General features: G+C 37.1%; 15 protein-coding genes. 4 read left to right on the top strand and 11 right to left on the bottom strand.

The window, feature by feature from the left end; translation table 11 throughout:
* Window positions 1-23 precede the first annotated feature (23 nt).
* A complete protein-coding gene (locus tag BFM98_RS03380) occupies window positions 24-881 on the top strand; it encodes a DUF6612 family protein (protein ID WP_048395106.1) in 858 nt (285 codons plus the stop codon).
* Between the two features lie 61 nt (window positions 882-942).
* On the opposite strand, the gene BFM98_RS03385 is transcribed toward BFM98_RS03380, so the two are convergent.
* The 7 genes from BFM98_RS03385 to BFM98_RS03410 all read right to left on the bottom strand — a co-directional run bounded on the left by BFM98_RS03385 (window position 943) and on the right by BFM98_RS03410 (window position 6,762).
* Entirely contained in the window at window positions 943-1,362 is a 420-nt protein-coding gene (locus BFM98_RS03385) for a universal stress protein (RefSeq protein ID WP_054550012.1), read from the bottom strand.
* 50 nt (window positions 1,363-1,412) lie between these two features.
* The gene (locus BFM98_RS03390; protein ID WP_066036518.1) at window positions 1,413-2,489 is read right to left on the bottom strand and encodes a PQQ-dependent sugar dehydrogenase; all 1,077 of its coding nucleotides are present in this window, start codon (window positions 2,487-2,489) and stop codon (window positions 1,413-1,415) included.
* 44 nt (window positions 2,490-2,533) lie between these two features.
* Window positions 2,534-2,695, bottom strand: coding sequence for a hypothetical protein (locus BFM98_RS23785; RefSeq protein ID WP_167444838.1), 162 nt, complete (start codon window positions 2,693-2,695; stop codon window positions 2,534-2,536).
* Window positions 2,696-2,846: 151 nt separating this feature from the next.
* On the bottom strand, window positions 2,847-3,263 hold the full coding sequence (locus BFM98_RS03395) for a YugN family protein (RefSeq protein WP_048395101.1): 417 nt from the start codon (window positions 3,261-3,263) through the stop codon (window positions 2,847-2,849).
* Window positions 3,264-3,399: 136 nt separating this feature from the next.
* Complete coding sequence (locus BFM98_RS03400; RefSeq protein WP_066036519.1) at window positions 3,400-4,353, bottom strand: alpha/beta hydrolase; 954 nt, start codon at window positions 4,351-4,353, stop codon at window positions 3,400-3,402.
* A 31-nt stretch (window positions 4,354-4,384) separates the two neighbouring features.
* Window positions 4,385-5,116 carry an SDR family NAD(P)-dependent oxidoreductase gene (locus tag BFM98_RS03405; RefSeq protein ID WP_066036520.1) on the bottom strand — a complete coding sequence of 244 codons (732 nt, stop codon included), beginning with the start codon at window positions 5,114-5,116 and terminating at the stop codon, window positions 4,385-4,387.
* A 20-nt stretch (window positions 5,117-5,136) separates the two neighbouring features.
* Window positions 5,137-6,762, bottom strand: a complete 1,626-nt coding sequence (locus BFM98_RS03410; protein WP_083225218.1) for a flavin-containing monooxygenase — start codon at window positions 6,760-6,762, stop codon at window positions 5,137-5,139.
* 126 nt (window positions 6,763-6,888) lie between these two features.
* On the opposite strand from BFM98_RS03410, the gene BFM98_RS03415 reads away from it, so the two are divergent.
* Window positions 6,889-7,584, top strand: a complete 696-nt coding sequence (locus BFM98_RS03415; protein ID WP_066036521.1) for a response regulator transcription factor — start codon at window positions 6,889-6,891, stop codon at window positions 7,582-7,584.
* 68 nt (window positions 7,585-7,652) lie between these two features.
* Here BFM98_RS03415 and BFM98_RS03420 read toward each other — a convergent pair whose 3' ends face one another.
* The 4 genes from BFM98_RS03420 to BFM98_RS03435 form a co-directional block, all read right to left on the bottom strand.
* Window positions 7,653-8,114, bottom strand: coding sequence for an SAM-dependent methyltransferase (locus BFM98_RS03420; protein WP_066036522.1), 462 nt, complete (start codon window positions 8,112-8,114; stop codon window positions 7,653-7,655).
* 91 nt (window positions 8,115-8,205) lie between these two features.
* On the bottom strand, window positions 8,206-9,396 hold the full coding sequence (locus tag BFM98_RS03425) for a Ger(x)C family spore germination protein (protein WP_066036523.1): 1,191 nt from the start codon (window positions 9,394-9,396) through the stop codon (window positions 8,206-8,208).
* Window positions 9,393-10,490, bottom strand: coding sequence for a spore germination protein (locus BFM98_RS03430; RefSeq protein ID WP_048395089.1), 1,098 nt, complete (start codon window positions 10,488-10,490; stop codon window positions 9,393-9,395). Before BFM98_RS03430 ends, BFM98_RS03425 begins: the two co-directional genes overlap by 4 nt.
* 21 nt (window positions 10,491-10,511) lie before the next feature.
* Window positions 10,512-12,041, bottom strand: coding sequence for a spore germination protein (locus BFM98_RS03435; RefSeq protein WP_483306193.1), 1,530 nt, complete (start codon window positions 12,039-12,041; stop codon window positions 10,512-10,514).
* 349 nt (window positions 12,042-12,390) lie between these two features.
* Here BFM98_RS03435 and BFM98_RS03440 point away from each other — a divergent pair, with 349 nt between their 5' ends.
* Both BFM98_RS03440 and BFM98_RS03445 read left to right on the top strand, forming a co-directional pair.
* Window positions 12,391-13,395 (top strand): nucleoid-associated protein, encoded by a 1,005-nt coding sequence (locus BFM98_RS03440; protein ID WP_066036525.1) that lies wholly within the window; start codon window positions 12,391-12,393, stop codon window positions 13,393-13,395.
* Between the two features lie 370 nt (window positions 13,396-13,765).
* Window positions 13,766-14,890 carry a hypothetical protein gene (locus BFM98_RS03445; protein ID WP_066036526.1) on the top strand — a complete coding sequence of 375 codons (1,125 nt, stop codon included), beginning with the start codon at window positions 13,766-13,768 and terminating at the stop codon, window positions 14,888-14,890.
* Window positions 14,891-14,920: the final 30 nt, after the last annotated feature.

Below are 14,920 nucleotides of genomic sequence, written 5' to 3' on the forward strand. Positions count from 1 at the left end.
ACCAAGAATAGGAGATGAAAGTAATGAAGAAAATTTTTAAAGTATTAGCAGTCGGAACACTAGCGTTGACACTTGCCGCTTGTAATTCAAGCGCTACGCCTACGAAAGACACAACTAATAAAAGCAAACTCACTTTAGAACAAGTGTATGACAAAGCAGTAGATCGCCAGGCTGATATTCAAAGTGCAAGTGCTAAAATGGATATGACACAGGTGACAAAGGTTGGGTCTGGTGAAGAAGCAATGGAGTTTTCAATCGACTCCAAAATGGAGATGGATATCATCGTTGATCCACTTGCAATGCATTTATCAGGATCTATGACAATGCCTGATATGATGAATGAAGGTAAAGAAACAATGGACATGCCAATTGAAATGTATATGAAAAAAGATGCAGGCTTATTTATGAAGGATTCGACAACAGATAGCTGGTTAAAGCTCCCTGATGAGAACTTTGATGCTATATTAGATCAAACGGCGGCTTCTGCTGATGCGAAGGAACAGCTAGAACAATTGAAAAAATTCATTAAGGACTTTACATTTGAACAAACGGATGATGAATACGTCCTTACATTAGATGCAAAAGGCGATAAATTCAAAGAACTAATCGATTCTGAGATTAATAAGTCTATGCAAGAAATGGGTCTAGAAGAAAATCCAATGGATCAACTATCAATTGAAAAAATTAACTACGTACTACACATCGATAAAGAGACTTTCGATACGAACAAAATGGATATGAATTTTGACTTAAAAATGGCCGTAGAAGGTGACGAATTGTTAATGAATACAAAATCAGTCGTTACGTATACTGAATTTAATCATCTAAAAACAATCGATATACCTCAAAGCATTATTGATAACGCTCAAACATTCCAATAAAAAAAGAGCCTGCTTGTCTACTAGCACAAGCAGGTTCTTTTACTCTAAACTATTTTAACAACTAACGAACAATCAACACATCACAAAGCGCATGACGTACGACTTTCTCTGCCACAGAGCCTAACATCATTTTCTCCATACGATTTAATCCAGTTGCACCGCAAACAATTAAATCAACCTGAGGTAACTGTGTTAAAATGCCTTTTGGTGAACCTGTTTCTACAATGGATTCGACCTCTTTGACTCCTGTCTGTAATGCCTCTTTTTCTAGCTTTTCCATTTTAAGAATGTTTTCCTTCTTCAATTCCTCGGCATATTTTAAGTCATATGCTGAAACTGCTCCAAACGATTTTGTATCAATGACATTCACCAATTGCAAAATAGCATTGTGTTCCTTTGCTAATTGACTAGCTCGATCCAATGCTTTTAATGATTGTTCTGAGAAATCAATTGCTACTGCGATCTTAAGATAGTTTGCCATGTTTGTCCTCCCCATTCATCCTACCATTCCATGTTTTCTCAAATATTATATCACAATGGCGTTCGATATAGTTTATCATCCTGAGGTTGCGGATTTCCACGACCATCTGTATTATTGCTAATAAAATAAAGAAATTTTTCATCCACAAAGACATCACGAATTCTACCAAATTCTGATAGTAATTCATTGTGTTTGTTCTTATTTATATCAAAAGCTAGGACTGCTGTGCCTCTTAAGGCAGCGACATATAATTGATCATTTACAATAGCAATGCCTGATGGTGCCCATGTGTTAGAAGAACCGGATGTAAAAAGAGGTGTTATCATCCCCTGCTCTTTCTCCATTCCTTCAATAAGAGGCCAGCCATAATTCTTCCCCTTCTCAATGATATTAATTTCATCATTTCCTGCATTGCCATGCTCACTGGCATACATCGTACCATCATTAGACCATGTTAAGCCTTGTGGATTTCGATGTCCATAGCTGTATATATAGGATTGAGGAAAAGGATTATCATTCGGTATGGTGCCATCCAAATTGATGCGCAAAATTTTCCCTTCTAAAGCTTCCACATCCTGTGCTAAAGAAGGTTGTGTTGCATCTCCTACCGTTGCATACAGCTTGCCGTCAGGACCTATTTTCAAACGTCCCCCATGATGGTATGTACCACTCTTTATTCGATCCATAATAAGATTCTGTTCGAGCCATTTATTATCGTTAAACGTTAACGTAACAATTCGATTAAATTGTTCCTCTTCCTCGACATACGTATAATACGCATAAGCAACTTGACTAGTAGGAAAATTAGGTGCTAACACAAATCCCAACATACCAGCTTCTGGAGCAGTTGATAGCTCCTTTTTCAGGATAACCTGCTGCCTATCAACGCCCCCTTCCGCAATCTTGACAATACTTCCTGGCCTTTCTGCTATATAAAAGACATCTCCACTTTTTTGAATCGACCAAGGTGTCTGCAATTGATCTGCTATTATTTCAATAGAGGAATTCATGGCATCTTTAGCATGATTTTCCTCACTTTCTAACCTATTATCGTTATTATCCTTCGTTGACGTACAAGCAACACATAGAATCATCATTAGCAGTATTAAAGGTATGTAACGTCCCATGATTAATCATCCTCTCATTTATGAAAAATAGAAAGAGACGCCACCTAGACGCCTCTCTTACTTTTTATACTTTCAAACAGGATTATTTCACCAAATGTTCTTGTTTTCTCTAACACCTCTAGAAAGGCTTCTTTACGATGGATGAGTCGTTCTTGGTGCAATTTCTGATAGGAATGCTGAAAATCATCTATAGCTATTTTATCCATAAACTCACCTCATATAGTAGTACGTGCTAATATCATTATAATGTTGGAAAATTCTTACGACAATTCTATTTATATTTTTGATTATATGTTCCCAAAATAATAAGGATAAAAGACATATAATTTCTTGCAGCAGCTATTTAAATTTATCTAACTAATGAATGAAAAATGGTAGTACTTTTTCTTCCACAGCTTGTTCACCTGCTTGAATCCATCTACTTTTATCATGAATGTATCCATCTTTATCAAGCGGAGTTTGAAATTGACTAACACCAGTTGCATCTAGTAAGGAGCCCTCATCATAATCTAGACCAATATTCTCAACATGCTTAATGACAAATGGCTTTTGAAAACGAATTTGAGCATCTTCATTATCAAGCTCTCCTGATGTGACGATAAAAGGGACACGTAAATAAATAGTTTCTCCAGCCTCTTTCCATAATACCGAGTCAAAGCTACCTTTATAGTACTCCCAATTCCCGCCGATCGTGAAACCTCGATCGGCAATTTTATCTCGTAAATAGCCAAATCCTATCTCTTTTCCAACAATTTTTGAATCAAATTGTAACAATTTATCTTCTCCTCCTTTCACTCGATAAAAGTTTAACCTAAAAGACAATATTACAAACTAGCTAAAAGATCATTTTGCTGAACAAAAAAATCCCGAAACCTGAGTAAATTATGGTTTCGGGATTTTCGTGAATTTTTTATAAAGGCACTGAAATATTTCGATGTAACACATATTTAGCAGCTTCTACATACTCTGTGACAGCTCTTTGACTGACTGCGGCTGTAGGGACAATACTCTCAAAGCCATGATAGCAGCCTGGGTATAAGTGGAATTCAACATCTACTCCAGCCTGACATAGCTTGGTTACATATTGCAAAGTCTCATCACGAAACGGATCAAGTTGACCCACACATGTATAGGTAAATGGTAAACCTGATAAATCATCCGCTCTAGCTGCGGCGGCATATGGTGGTACATTGTCGCTACCATTTTCTCCATTCAAATACATTTTCCATCCCTTTTGATTAAGTGAGTGGTTCCAGATCATATGTCCCGTAATTTCTAATGAAGATGGGGTATTATTGCGATCATCAATCATTGGATAGAGCGGCATTTGGAAACTAAGCTTCGGATAATTTCGATCGCGTGTAAGTAGTGCAAGTGCAGCTGTGAGCCCACCACCAGCACTTGCTCCAGCAATCCCTAAACGGGTAGGATCTATCCCTAATTCATCCGCATGATCTGCTACCCATTTTAACGCTGTATAGCAATCTTCAAGCGGAGCTGGATAAGGATGTTCAGGCGCAAGTCGATAGTCTACAGATACTACAACACAATTCGCTTCATTGACAAAACGCTGACAAAGCACATCATCACCCTCTGGTGCTCCTAAGACATAGCCTCCACCATGAATCCATAGCAGGCCTGGGTATATTTCCTTTTGCTCTTTTGATTTATAAATACGAAGACGAAGAGAATCATTATTATCAGGCCCTTGAATGACTTTATTTTCTACTATGATGTGCTCTTCAATTGGAGCTGGCACAGCAACGGCTGCCATTCCTTCTCTTGTAGCTTGTACATTATCCAAATCTAATGGGGGAAAAATTGCTAACGTTTCTTTTAGTTCTGAATCAATACGATGTTCCATTAAAATCCTTCCTCTCTTATTTAAAATGTTTTTACGATGTTAAACCGCCATCAATTGGGACGACAGCACCATTCACATAAGAAGCTTCCTGCGAAATTAAGAAAGCGATTACATTTGCGATTTCAGTAGGGTCTGCCAATCTACGTAATGGTCCATTTTCTTCTGGACTCGATGCCAATCCCTTTGTCATGTTTGTCCTCACGCCACCAGGACAAATTGCATTCACGCGAATCCCTTTAGGTCCATATTCCATGGCCGCCGTTTTAGTTAATCCAATTACACCATGCTTACTTGCCGCATAACCACCTAGATAGGGTTGTCCCTGTATACCAGCTGCTGAGGATGTATTCACAATGACACCTGATTGCTGTTGCTCCATTTCTTTTAATACATACTTTAAGCCAAGAAACGCCCCTTTAAGATTGACCGAGATTATTCTATCAAACGTTTCCTCTTCTAAATCTCCCAGTAGTGTAGGTGGGCTTAAAACACCTGCATTATTGATAAAAGCATCAATCCTGCCAAATGTTTCTTTTGCAGCGTCCACATATTTTTTGACATCCTTGCTTTGTGAAACATCACCTTGGACAAAAATTGCTTGTTGGTGATATTCCTTCACAGCATGTAGTGTGTCTTGTCCACTTTTTTCATCAAAATCCACTAAAACTAATGCTTTGCCCATAGTGGCAAGCAATTTTGCAGTCTGTCTTCCTATACCGCTTCCAGCACCTGTAATAATGACTACTTGTTGCTCCATATTGATATATGCTCCCCTCTCACAAACTATGATATTGATTTTAATTTCATTAACTTAAAGCCTTCATAATTGTTTTGAGCCACTTTATTACAATGTTTTGTGTAATAATCAAATCCTCCTAGATAGATTAAAAAACTTCGAGGTTTGCCCTCAATATTGGCTCCCGTATACCAGGAATCACCTTTGACGTAGAGTGTTGCATTAGCGACATCTCGACAATGTGTGCTCCAAGCTTGCTCTGCTTCTATTGTTGGTTCCACAAGGTCAATGTCATGCTCACGCAAGTAATGCATGCACTCGGCAATCCATTCGACATGCTGCTCAATAGCAATCGGCATATTCACGAGGACAGAAGGGCTTTCTGGTCCCGTAATCATAAATAAATTAGGAAAACCTGCTGTTGTGAGTCCAAGATAGGTTTGAACAGCTGCCCCATCCCTCCATTTCTCTTTTAATGACACGCCATTCCTTCCTCGGATATCAATCTTAAATAATGGCCCTGTCATGCCATCATAGCCTGTCGCAAAAATGATGATCTCTAAATCAAAATGGTTATCCGCCGTTTGAATTCCTTCTCCTGTTATTTTTTGAATAGGTGATTCTTTGACATCAACCAGTAAAACATTGTCCCTATTATAGGTTTCAAAATAATCGCTATCTAAAACCTGTCTTTTCATGCCATACATATACTTAGGACATAGTTTTTCTGCAACCACAGGATCTTTCACAATCTGTCGTATTTTGGAGCGAATAAATTCTGCCGCTTTTTCATTGGACTGTTCATTTGTTAACAAGTCATGATAAGTAGCTGAGAAGGCAAAGCCACCTTGTGCCCAAGCTTTCTCAAAAACCGCCTGCCTCTTATCATCAGGTTCTTCCATTGCAGATTGCTGATTTTGTGCAAAAGGTGTACCTGAAACCGAATTTCTCATGGAACGTTTTATCGCTTCAAAATTTTTCTTCGTTTCTTTGATAAAATCCTCTTCATATGCATGGTTACGAGCGGGAATCGTATATTGTGGAGTGCGTTGAAACACCGTTAACTGCTCTGCTTCTTTTGCAATAACAGGTATTGCCTGAATCCCGCTTGAGCCTGTCCCAATAATTCCTACACGCTTCCCAGTAAAATCAACCTTTTCATGTGGCCAATGCCCCGTGTGATACCATTTTCCGTTAAATTGTTGCAACCCCTGGATGTTAGGAACATTTGCTGCAGATAGACAGCCTATTCCTGTAATAAAGTACCTTGTTAAAATGTACTGCCCATCGTTTAGATGAATCATCCATTTATGTCGTTTTTCATCAAAATGAGCTGCAGTGACTCTTGTGCTAAATTGGATAGCTGATCGCAATTGAAAACGATCGGCTACGTAATTTAAGTAGCGTAATATTTCCGCTTGCTCTGGAAATCTAGATGTCCAAGTCCATTCTTCATATAATTCTTTTGAAAATGTGTAGTTATAATAGATGCTTTCAATATCACATCTAGCACCAGGATAACGATTCCAATACCAAACACCACCTACACCATCTCCAGCCTCGTATACAATGGTTGAAAAGCCTTTACTCCTCAACTGATGTAGCATATACAGACCTGCAAACCCAGCACCTAGAACAACTGCATCCACCTCTTTAATTGTTTGACTACTCACCTGTTGCTCCTCCTTACGCCAAAATAGAGAAATATGGCTTTACTTAGCTTAAATACTACAACTTACAGAATATATTGAAAATTCCTTATTTTAAGCGTAGTATATACTTAAAAAAGGGGATAGGTCATGTCCAATCTTTATACCATTCAAAAACGTTTCGACACAGTACAAAGTTATGCCAACCATGAAGAGCTGTTGATACACATTTTGCAGGTATATTTAGATGCTTTTCCTATCAAGGATGCCTATTTATTGAGGTATTCTCCAATAGGCTTTGTAGCAGAAGGAATCATTTTTTTAAATGAATCGGGTGGTAGTCATATCGGTGAAATTCGTGAGGAGATTCGTAGCTTCCCTATTATTTATGCTGCTATTGAAGATAAGAAGGCTAAATTTTGCACAGGAATGGACTATTTAAAAAATATCAGTATGAAATATACTATTCCCTCGCAAAATAATACGTTTTTAATTGTCCCTATTTTCATTGGGTCATATGTTTTTGGTTATATTTGTAGTACTCAATTAGAAGAGGAAATCGATATAAATGATAAGCTGTTAGATGACATGACAACCTTTGGAAACATGATTGGACAGCTTATCATACAAGCTAGAACTAGCAAAAAAGAGGGCTTTCTGAGCAAGCGTGAATTAGAGGTAATGAGACAGGTAGCGCAGGGAGATAGTACCAAGGAAATAGCAGATGTTATGAAATTAAGTGAATTAACCATTACACAATATGTAAAATCTGCTATCAAAAAATTGCGTGCCAAAAATCGCTCTCATGCCATCAGCATTCTTTATCAAGAAGGAATCATTCTTTAAAAAGCCAGGGGAGCACGCTACTCCCCTTTTTTTAGAAGTCCACAATTGTCTTCGCTTTAACAACTATCTTACCCCCAGTAGGCCTTCATTAAATCTATTGACCACGCTGGCTGTTTAACTTCCTCTTTAGGTAAAAATTCTTTCATTACAGGCTTTATATCTAGTATAGGTGTGCCATCTATGGCGTCTAGCCCTTGAACGATTAATCCTCTTGATTTGACCTCTGACAAGGCAACGATTGTACTTCCTAATTTATTGGGTCTATTTTTACCTCTTTGTGCGAAAATGCCAACCTCTGGATAATCATGATTATTTCTCGGATGTCTTGCCTCATATTGAATTTGATCGTCTGTAACCTTATCAAAATAAAAAATAATTTCTAGATGAGAAAAATCTTCTATTCCTTTTAAGGATGCCTCTTGGATATGATCAGCAAGTTCAATAGTTGAAATAATCTCTCCCCAATGATCATCTTTTAACATTTGCCGATTGTTACGAACGGTAGCGATTGATTGAATAGTATATTGCATGTCTTTTATCCCCCATCTTTTCGAATATCTACTATATGTCCTTTCATTTCTGTATAGACTAAATGGACAGAAAAAAAGATGATTAACGATGTTAATCACCTGACGTGCCATAATCCTTAATGGAAACCTTCACTTCACATGTAATAGGAACCTCACTAAACGTTTGATCCCATTCTTTTTTTCTTTTTTGCCATACTTTCGGGTAATCGATTCTTAGTTTATTGCCAAACCCAGAAACATCTGTTTGAAATTCATGTTGCGTTTTATCTAGTGCCTTCCTCACTAATTGCTCTATCTCTTTTTCAAATACTTTCTCTGCTTTTTTCAAAAATTGATTATCAAATGCTTTATCGGAGAGAACCCAATGTTCAGCAATTCTTCCCTCTGATTGAATTTTTATCGTAAAGGAGATTTGATCCCCTTTTACACGTGGAATAATTTTACTTTTAGCTGAAATAATTTCATACACAATAGGTGCTCCTGACTCCTCATCAAAGCCTTTGACAAGGCCACCTTTCGCATCGCCAGACATCCATGCAATCCCTTCTAGGTCACTCTCATTTAAAAAGCCTCGTAGCTTTTTGGTTTTTCCTTCAATGATAGCAGCGCCTGCAAATTTTACTTCTCCATTTTCTGTACTCACATTTTGCAATAAAAAGCTAGAATCTGAATACAGCTTCCCCTCTAGTTTGGCTACGGTCATCGGAGGCAAAATTTTAGTCGTCCTTTCATGTCCCTCCATCATTTCTACTAATTGAAAGGCAGGAATTTTAGTTGGTTCATTTGTTTCCAGTGCCTGACTTGCCTGATCCTGAGCAATAAAGAGCAGTCCACTCGGCCGTATTTCTAATTCTCTTAGAAAAAAATCCAACGTTTGCTGGAGATTGATAGTACTAGCTAATTCCTCACCAATAATAATTACTTTGGAATGTTCAGCAAAAGAACGTTTATCCACCTTTAACAGCATATTTCGTAAAGTTGGTAACACCGCATCACCTGTCTCAGAAACATTTTTATACGCTTTTTCTGGCAATCCTCCCTCTTTTGTTCCAGAAACCGTTGTCTCTGACGTAACAAATTGATTGGTAATTGTTAGCAACTGTCTGTTTGCATACCTAGCATCTTGTTGCTCTTCAGAGGAAACATCACCCGTTTCTAAATCCAATGATGTACCTACAATAAGGCCTAAATCCTCTATCTCTTTACTACTCCAACATCCAGTAAGAAGTAAGGTTACCGTCGCAACTAGAAGTAAACGTACACAGCAATGTATTCGCTTCATGCTTTCTTTCCTTTCAATTTCGAAATAAGGAGTAAGGTTATCGGTACTACACCAAATAAAATTAATGCAGCATGACCAATCTTATCGCCAAATGTAAATAGATCATTAATATTTTTAGGTGTCATCGCAATAATATAAATAATTGGCAACAATCCGTATAAGAAGGGATGCATATTTTTCTTAAACAGTTGGGCTAATCCTAAAGTAGCGGCATAATAAGTAATCGTAAAGGTCGCAAAGATTTGCATAATCCAAATTACCAGAAGAAATGACTCAAAGCGTTCAAAAATTAAACCAGGGATTTCAAAACTTCGCATTAATTCAATTGTTGGCCAAGTCCTTGTCAAAACCCCCTCAATGGATAGAGCACCAATGACCATCACAACCGTGATGACATAAAAAAGTAAAGGTATGGCTATACCCGCCAGTACAACCTTGACGGCCTTTGATTTATCTGAGGGATACATAAATGCCACAAGTAGTAGCATAATTTCAGGCCCTAAAAATGCCAGTGTCGCTGTTTTTATTCCCTTTAACATCGGAACAACGCCCAGACCGAGTACTGGTCTTAAATTATCGATTTCAAAAATCCCTAAACTTAAAAAGGCCACAAGTAAAAAAATAACAAAGGTAATAGGAAAAATGATTTCAAATAAACGAGCGATTGTATTGATGCCACCGCTTATTAAGTAAAGCCCAACCCATAAGAAGGGCAAAATAATCGCCCAAGTGGGGGTCCCTTCTAATAAAAAGAGAGAAGTTACTTCAGCCATGATGCGAACTTCAAAGGCAGAAATGGTAAAAAAGTAGGCAATTACACACGCACTTATAAACCAGCCTAACCACTTCCCTATGATATCTTGATTATATTGATAAAATGTTTTGTCAGGGTATTGTTGGCTTAGCTTCACAATGATTACACCTGCAATCATTGCAACGACTCCACCTAAAAATACACTAATCCAAACATCTGGCGTTTTTACTTTTTCTACAGATGCACGAGGTAAAGTAAGAATCCCAGTGGCAAGAATATAGTTAATAATAATAACAACTGCTTGTGACGTCGTTATTTTATCTTTCATACTGCTGTTCATGGCTGTTTTGCTCCCTTTCTCTTATTCCCCTTTGCGGACCGAATCTTTTGGCTTTAACAATCTAGGACGATGCTTCATCATCTTTAACGGCATTCGCACCATAAAATCTTTCCAATCACCTGCTCGATACGGAATAGTTGGGCTCAAATAGGATACACCGAAGCTTTTTAGCTTTACCAAATGACTGCAAAGGAATAAGAAGAATAGAATGATGCCATATAGTCCAAATAAAGCTGCGGAAAACATCGCCACAAAACGTAGCATTCTTAGCGTGATACCAGCATTATATTGAGGGATAGCAAAAGAGGAAATTGCTGTTAATGCAACCACAATGACCATGATTGGACTAACAATTCCTGCCTGTACGGCGGCTTCTCCAATAACAAGCCCTCCAACGATCCCCATCGTCGGACCAATTGGCTTCGGTAGACGAAGTCCTGCTTCTCGTAATATCTCAATAGCGACTTCCATAATGAGGGCTTCAATCAATGCTGGGAACGGTACTCCCTGCCTTGTTGCCATCATGGACAGCGCTAGTTTAGTGGGGATTAAACCTTGATGAAATGATACAAAAGCAATGTACAGGGATGGGCCAAATAAAGAGATGCCTGCAGCAAAATAGCGAAGCAAGCGAATAAGTGAGCTCGATAACCAACGTTCATAGTAATCCTCTGGTGATTGCAGTAGCATATTAAACGTGACTGGCACAATTAATGCAAAGGGAGTTCCATCTAAAAGAATTGCGACTCGTCCCTCTAGTAAAGCAGCAATAACCCGATCAGGACGCTCGGTACTTTGCACTTGCGAAAATGGGCTAAGATAATCATCCTCAATCAATTGCTCAATATATCCCGATTCAGCAACATCATCCAAATGGATTGTTTCAATTCGTTCCTTCACCTCTTTGACAAGATTAGGCTGCACAATTTCATCTATATAGGCTAAAACCAACTCTTTTTTCGTACGTTCGCCTACTTCCATCTCGATAATCGATAAATTTCGATTCTCACCATGCTGTCTTAATAAAGAGGTATTCACACTTAATTTTTCCGTGAAGCCTACTCTTGGTCCACGTACCATTGCTTCAGAAACAGGCTCCTCAAGATTTCGAGTTTTGCCATGTGCCGTACCAATGATAAATACATTCTGTATGCCATCCACAATTAATACAGTGGAACCAGTTAATACTTTCCCAACAGCTTTCATGACTTTCGATTCCTCTAGCAGTTCACTCACTGGTAGGATTTCATTTCTAATTGATTGTTGTAATTCATGACCTCTTAAAACAGACGACTTTTTTGTATGTCCATTCATTAATGATTTCAAAATATGTTTGTCAATTAATTCTTTATCGCATAATCCTTTAAGAAAAACGATCGCTGCACGATTATCCGTATTTCCTATTTGAAATTCTCTAAAATGAATATCCCAATTATGACCAAGTTCTTTCCTCATTTGTAAAAGATCTTTATTAAAATCTCCTGTAAATTGCTCTAACGTTTTTTGAATAGGTATGTGTACCATCTCAACTTGTTCACTATTTTCTTTCATCTCAATTTTGCCATTGCTCTTATTAACAAATAAAAAAACATGGAACAATTTATAAATTAAATATGGAATAAAAAACGCTAAAAAGCCTTGTAAAAAAACTTGCCAATGTGGCATGTAGGAAATCACCTTTTCCCACATATTGATCACCCTCTTTAGTACACTTGTACAGAGTATCCCTACATGTTTTTATCTTTATCTAAGCAGCAGTATTTTAAACTTCCAATCCTCAACATTCTTTCATAACAAGACACTAACAAAAAAACCAGCCTCAAATGAGTACTGGTACTTATAAAAGCAATCTTTAGCTTATGGTATACTAGCTACTATGAAAAATTAGAAGGTGAAATTTATGCTAGAAGTCAGTGAAAGTAAATTAACACAATATAGTCTGCATTTTTTGAGTGAGACGCTTATTTTAGGAGAAGAAGTTTTTTCACAACCTGAGGTCATGTTAGAAGCAGCCTTTACACAGCTCGCTTTTAGTAAAATTGATGTGGAACAGCAATATGAATTTTTCCATGAAAGCAATCTTGCACTCCATGAAGTTTTTACGTATTCGAGAGCTATTTTCGAAAAGGGAAGTAACTTCCTAGAACATTCTCAAAATATTGCCAAGCACTTACATAGTGTGTCACAGCATCCTAACATCAAAAGCGGAGAACTGTTTATTGGCCTTTTTGAAAATTGTTTACTATTAAATGAGGCTAAAAAGATTATCGCTATTGTCAAAATTGATGAAAAAGAAATGTTTTTAGATGTGAAAAATGAACACAATCAAATGATCGTGAACGGCGTGGATGGCATTAACGTTAAGAAAATTAATAATATGGCTATTATTGTTGATATGGGACCAGATCAATCTCCTGCCGTGTATATTAAAACAAAACGTAAAGAAGATATTGTTTATTGGCAAGAACGATTTTTAAAAATTAAGGCAGCGGATGAGCATTATTATAAAACCCATTTAGCATTAACAGAATGTAAAAAATTCATTTTAAAGGAAGAAAATTATACAAGCACAGAAAAACTTGGCCTCTTGAATAAAACACTGGATTACTTTAGAAATGAAGAGGAGTTTCAGGTAAATCATTATATTGATACTGTTTTTGAGCAAGCGGACACTACGCAAAAAGATATCATCATTAATTCGGTCAAACCCTATGAAACTGTCATTTCTGATAGTGCGCTAGAAAAGGCTGAAAAGAAATACAAACGTAAAATCAAACTGGATTCCAATATTGAAATCCAAGTAAATATCCAACATATTGACCAAATAGATGAATTAATTGAAGTTGGCTATGATGAGGCAACGAATCGCAAATTCTATAAAATCTATTTCCAGGATGAACAGTAGAAGAGCTTGGATTAAACGGATGTAAGTTATCTTATGAGATTAAACATTAGATCTCCTAAAATCTTCAATTAGGAGAAAAAGAGCTTAAAACAGTATAAGCTGCAATAATGCCTTAGTTCGTGCCCATGAATTTTCTCTGGAAGCGCACTAATCCTTGTAAATCTTTGCTTCGCTAATCAACCCTTTGCATGGTCTGAGCTGTAAATAATAGCTATTTTTCAAAGACTACAGATACTAAAACAGTGAGTCTTATCATGAATCCTCCACTCTTTAATTTCTTAAAAATTTTTTTAAAAAGTTAAAACTTTTTCAATTGGTAAAACGTCTAATAATTGGTAACAGAAGTTAACCTAAAGGAGAATTGATAAATATGAAAAAACCTGCTAAAAAAACATGGCTATTAGCTTCAGCATTAACACTAGGGATGGCTGTATTAACACCGCTTCAAGCTGGTGCAACAGCTGTTGATACAACAAATAATATAACGATTCAAATAGAACAAAAAATAACAGGTACCATTAAATATTTTGATGGCGGCAGCATTACCCTTAAAGGAACAGATGGAAAAAACTACTACATCGGTTTACACAATTTCTCAGATAAACAAATTGAGCAGTTAAAGCTAGCCGAGGGGCAAGAAATTTTAGTTGAGGGTAGTATTGTGAAAGATTACTCAGATTTCTTTACCTTTGCCGTCTATAAAAAAAGCTTACCTAAAGAAGTAACAAAAGAAGAATTAGTCCAACTAGAGAAACTCTTTTCTGACATGAAAAAGGCTGAAAAAGAAGAGAATTATGAGGAAATGGAACGAATCTATCAGGCGATGGATAACATCACAAGACCTTACGAATTAGCAAATTGGCAACCTGAGCCTTTTGAAGAATTTATTAATGAAGCTGCATTCGCTGAAAAAAATATTGTTATCAAAGCACAAGATAAAGAACAGCTAAAAACACTTTATAGTAACTGGATTAAGTATGTAAAAGAAAATAAAACGGATGAGGCATCAGAAAACATTGATAAAATTTTCACTATTCTTGAACCTTATTACCAAGAATTATATCCACCTTTAACTTTTGAAGAATATATGGCGGATATGAACGTCGATTTAACAAAAGAGGAACTTGCAAAACTTAAAACGCTCTATGAAGAGGCACAAAAAGCTGAAAAAGATAAAGACGAAGAATTGGCCATGAAGAAATGGGATGCATTCTATGAAATACTTCGCCCACACTTTAAACCAGTTCCCTTCGAGGAATATATGGCAGATATCGAATTCAGCATTAGTAATGCGGATTACGCAAAATTAAAGCAACACTATGAAGAAGCAGTTGCCCTTGAACAAAAGGGTGAAGATGAAAAAGCTGGCGAGCAATGGGAAGCCTTTTATAAAGTTTTAGACCCTTACTACGAAGCGAACAGAGAAATTCTTATCTCACCATCTAAATTAACATTTAACGGTCAGGATTTTACGCCAGAGCCAGAAACAAATTAAATAAAATTTCAAGGGCCCTCCTATTGGTTT

Origin of the sequence: Lysinibacillus sp. AR18-8, from assembly GCF_001705465.1 — a bacterium.
Lineage (GTDB): Bacteria > Bacillota > Bacilli > Bacillales_A > Planococcaceae > Lysinibacillus > Lysinibacillus capsici.

What these genes read in the sequence shown, in the direction of transcription:
- BFM98_RS03380 (WP_048395106.1), top strand. Translation starts at nt 24, where the DNA reads ATGAAGAAAATTTTTAAAGTATTAGCAGTCGGAACACTAGCGTTGACA.
- BFM98_RS03385 (WP_054550012.1), bottom strand. Translation starts at nt 1,362, where the DNA reads ATGGCAAACTATCTTAAGATCGCAGTAGCAATTGATTTCTCAGAACAA.
- BFM98_RS03390 (WP_066036518.1), bottom strand. Translation starts at nt 2,489, where the DNA reads ATGGGACGTTACATACCTTTAATACTGCTAATGATGATTCTATGTGTT.
- BFM98_RS23785 (WP_167444838.1), bottom strand. Translation starts at nt 2,695, where the DNA reads ATGGATAAAATAGCTATAGATGATTTTCAGCATTCCTATCAGAAATTG.
- BFM98_RS03400 (WP_066036519.1), bottom strand. Translation starts at nt 4,353, where the DNA reads ATGGAACATCGTATTGATTCAGAACTAAAAGAAACGTTAGCAATTTTT.
- BFM98_RS03415 (WP_066036521.1), top strand. Translation starts at nt 6,889, where the DNA reads ATGTCCAATCTTTATACCATTCAAAAACGTTTCGACACAGTACAAAGT.
- BFM98_RS03420 (WP_066036522.1), bottom strand. Translation starts at nt 8,114, where the DNA reads ATGCAATATACTATTCAATCAATCGCTACCGTTCGTAACAATCGGCAA.
- BFM98_RS03425 (WP_066036523.1), bottom strand. Translation starts at nt 9,396, where the DNA reads ATGAAGCGAATACATTGCTGTGTACGTTTACTTCTAGTTGCGACGGTA.
- BFM98_RS03430 (WP_048395089.1), bottom strand. Translation starts at nt 10,490, where the DNA reads ATGAACAGCAGTATGAAAGATAAAATAACGACGTCACAAGCAGTTGTT.
- BFM98_RS03435 (WP_483306193.1), bottom strand. Translation starts at nt 12,041, where the DNA reads ATGAAAGAAAATAGTGAACAAGTTGAGATGGTACACATACCTATTCAA.
- BFM98_RS03440 (WP_066036525.1), top strand. Translation starts at nt 12,391, where the DNA reads ATGCTAGAAGTCAGTGAAAGTAAATTAACACAATATAGTCTGCATTTT.
- BFM98_RS03445 (WP_066036526.1), top strand. Translation starts at nt 13,766, where the DNA reads ATGAAAAAACCTGCTAAAAAAACATGGCTATTAGCTTCAGCATTAACA.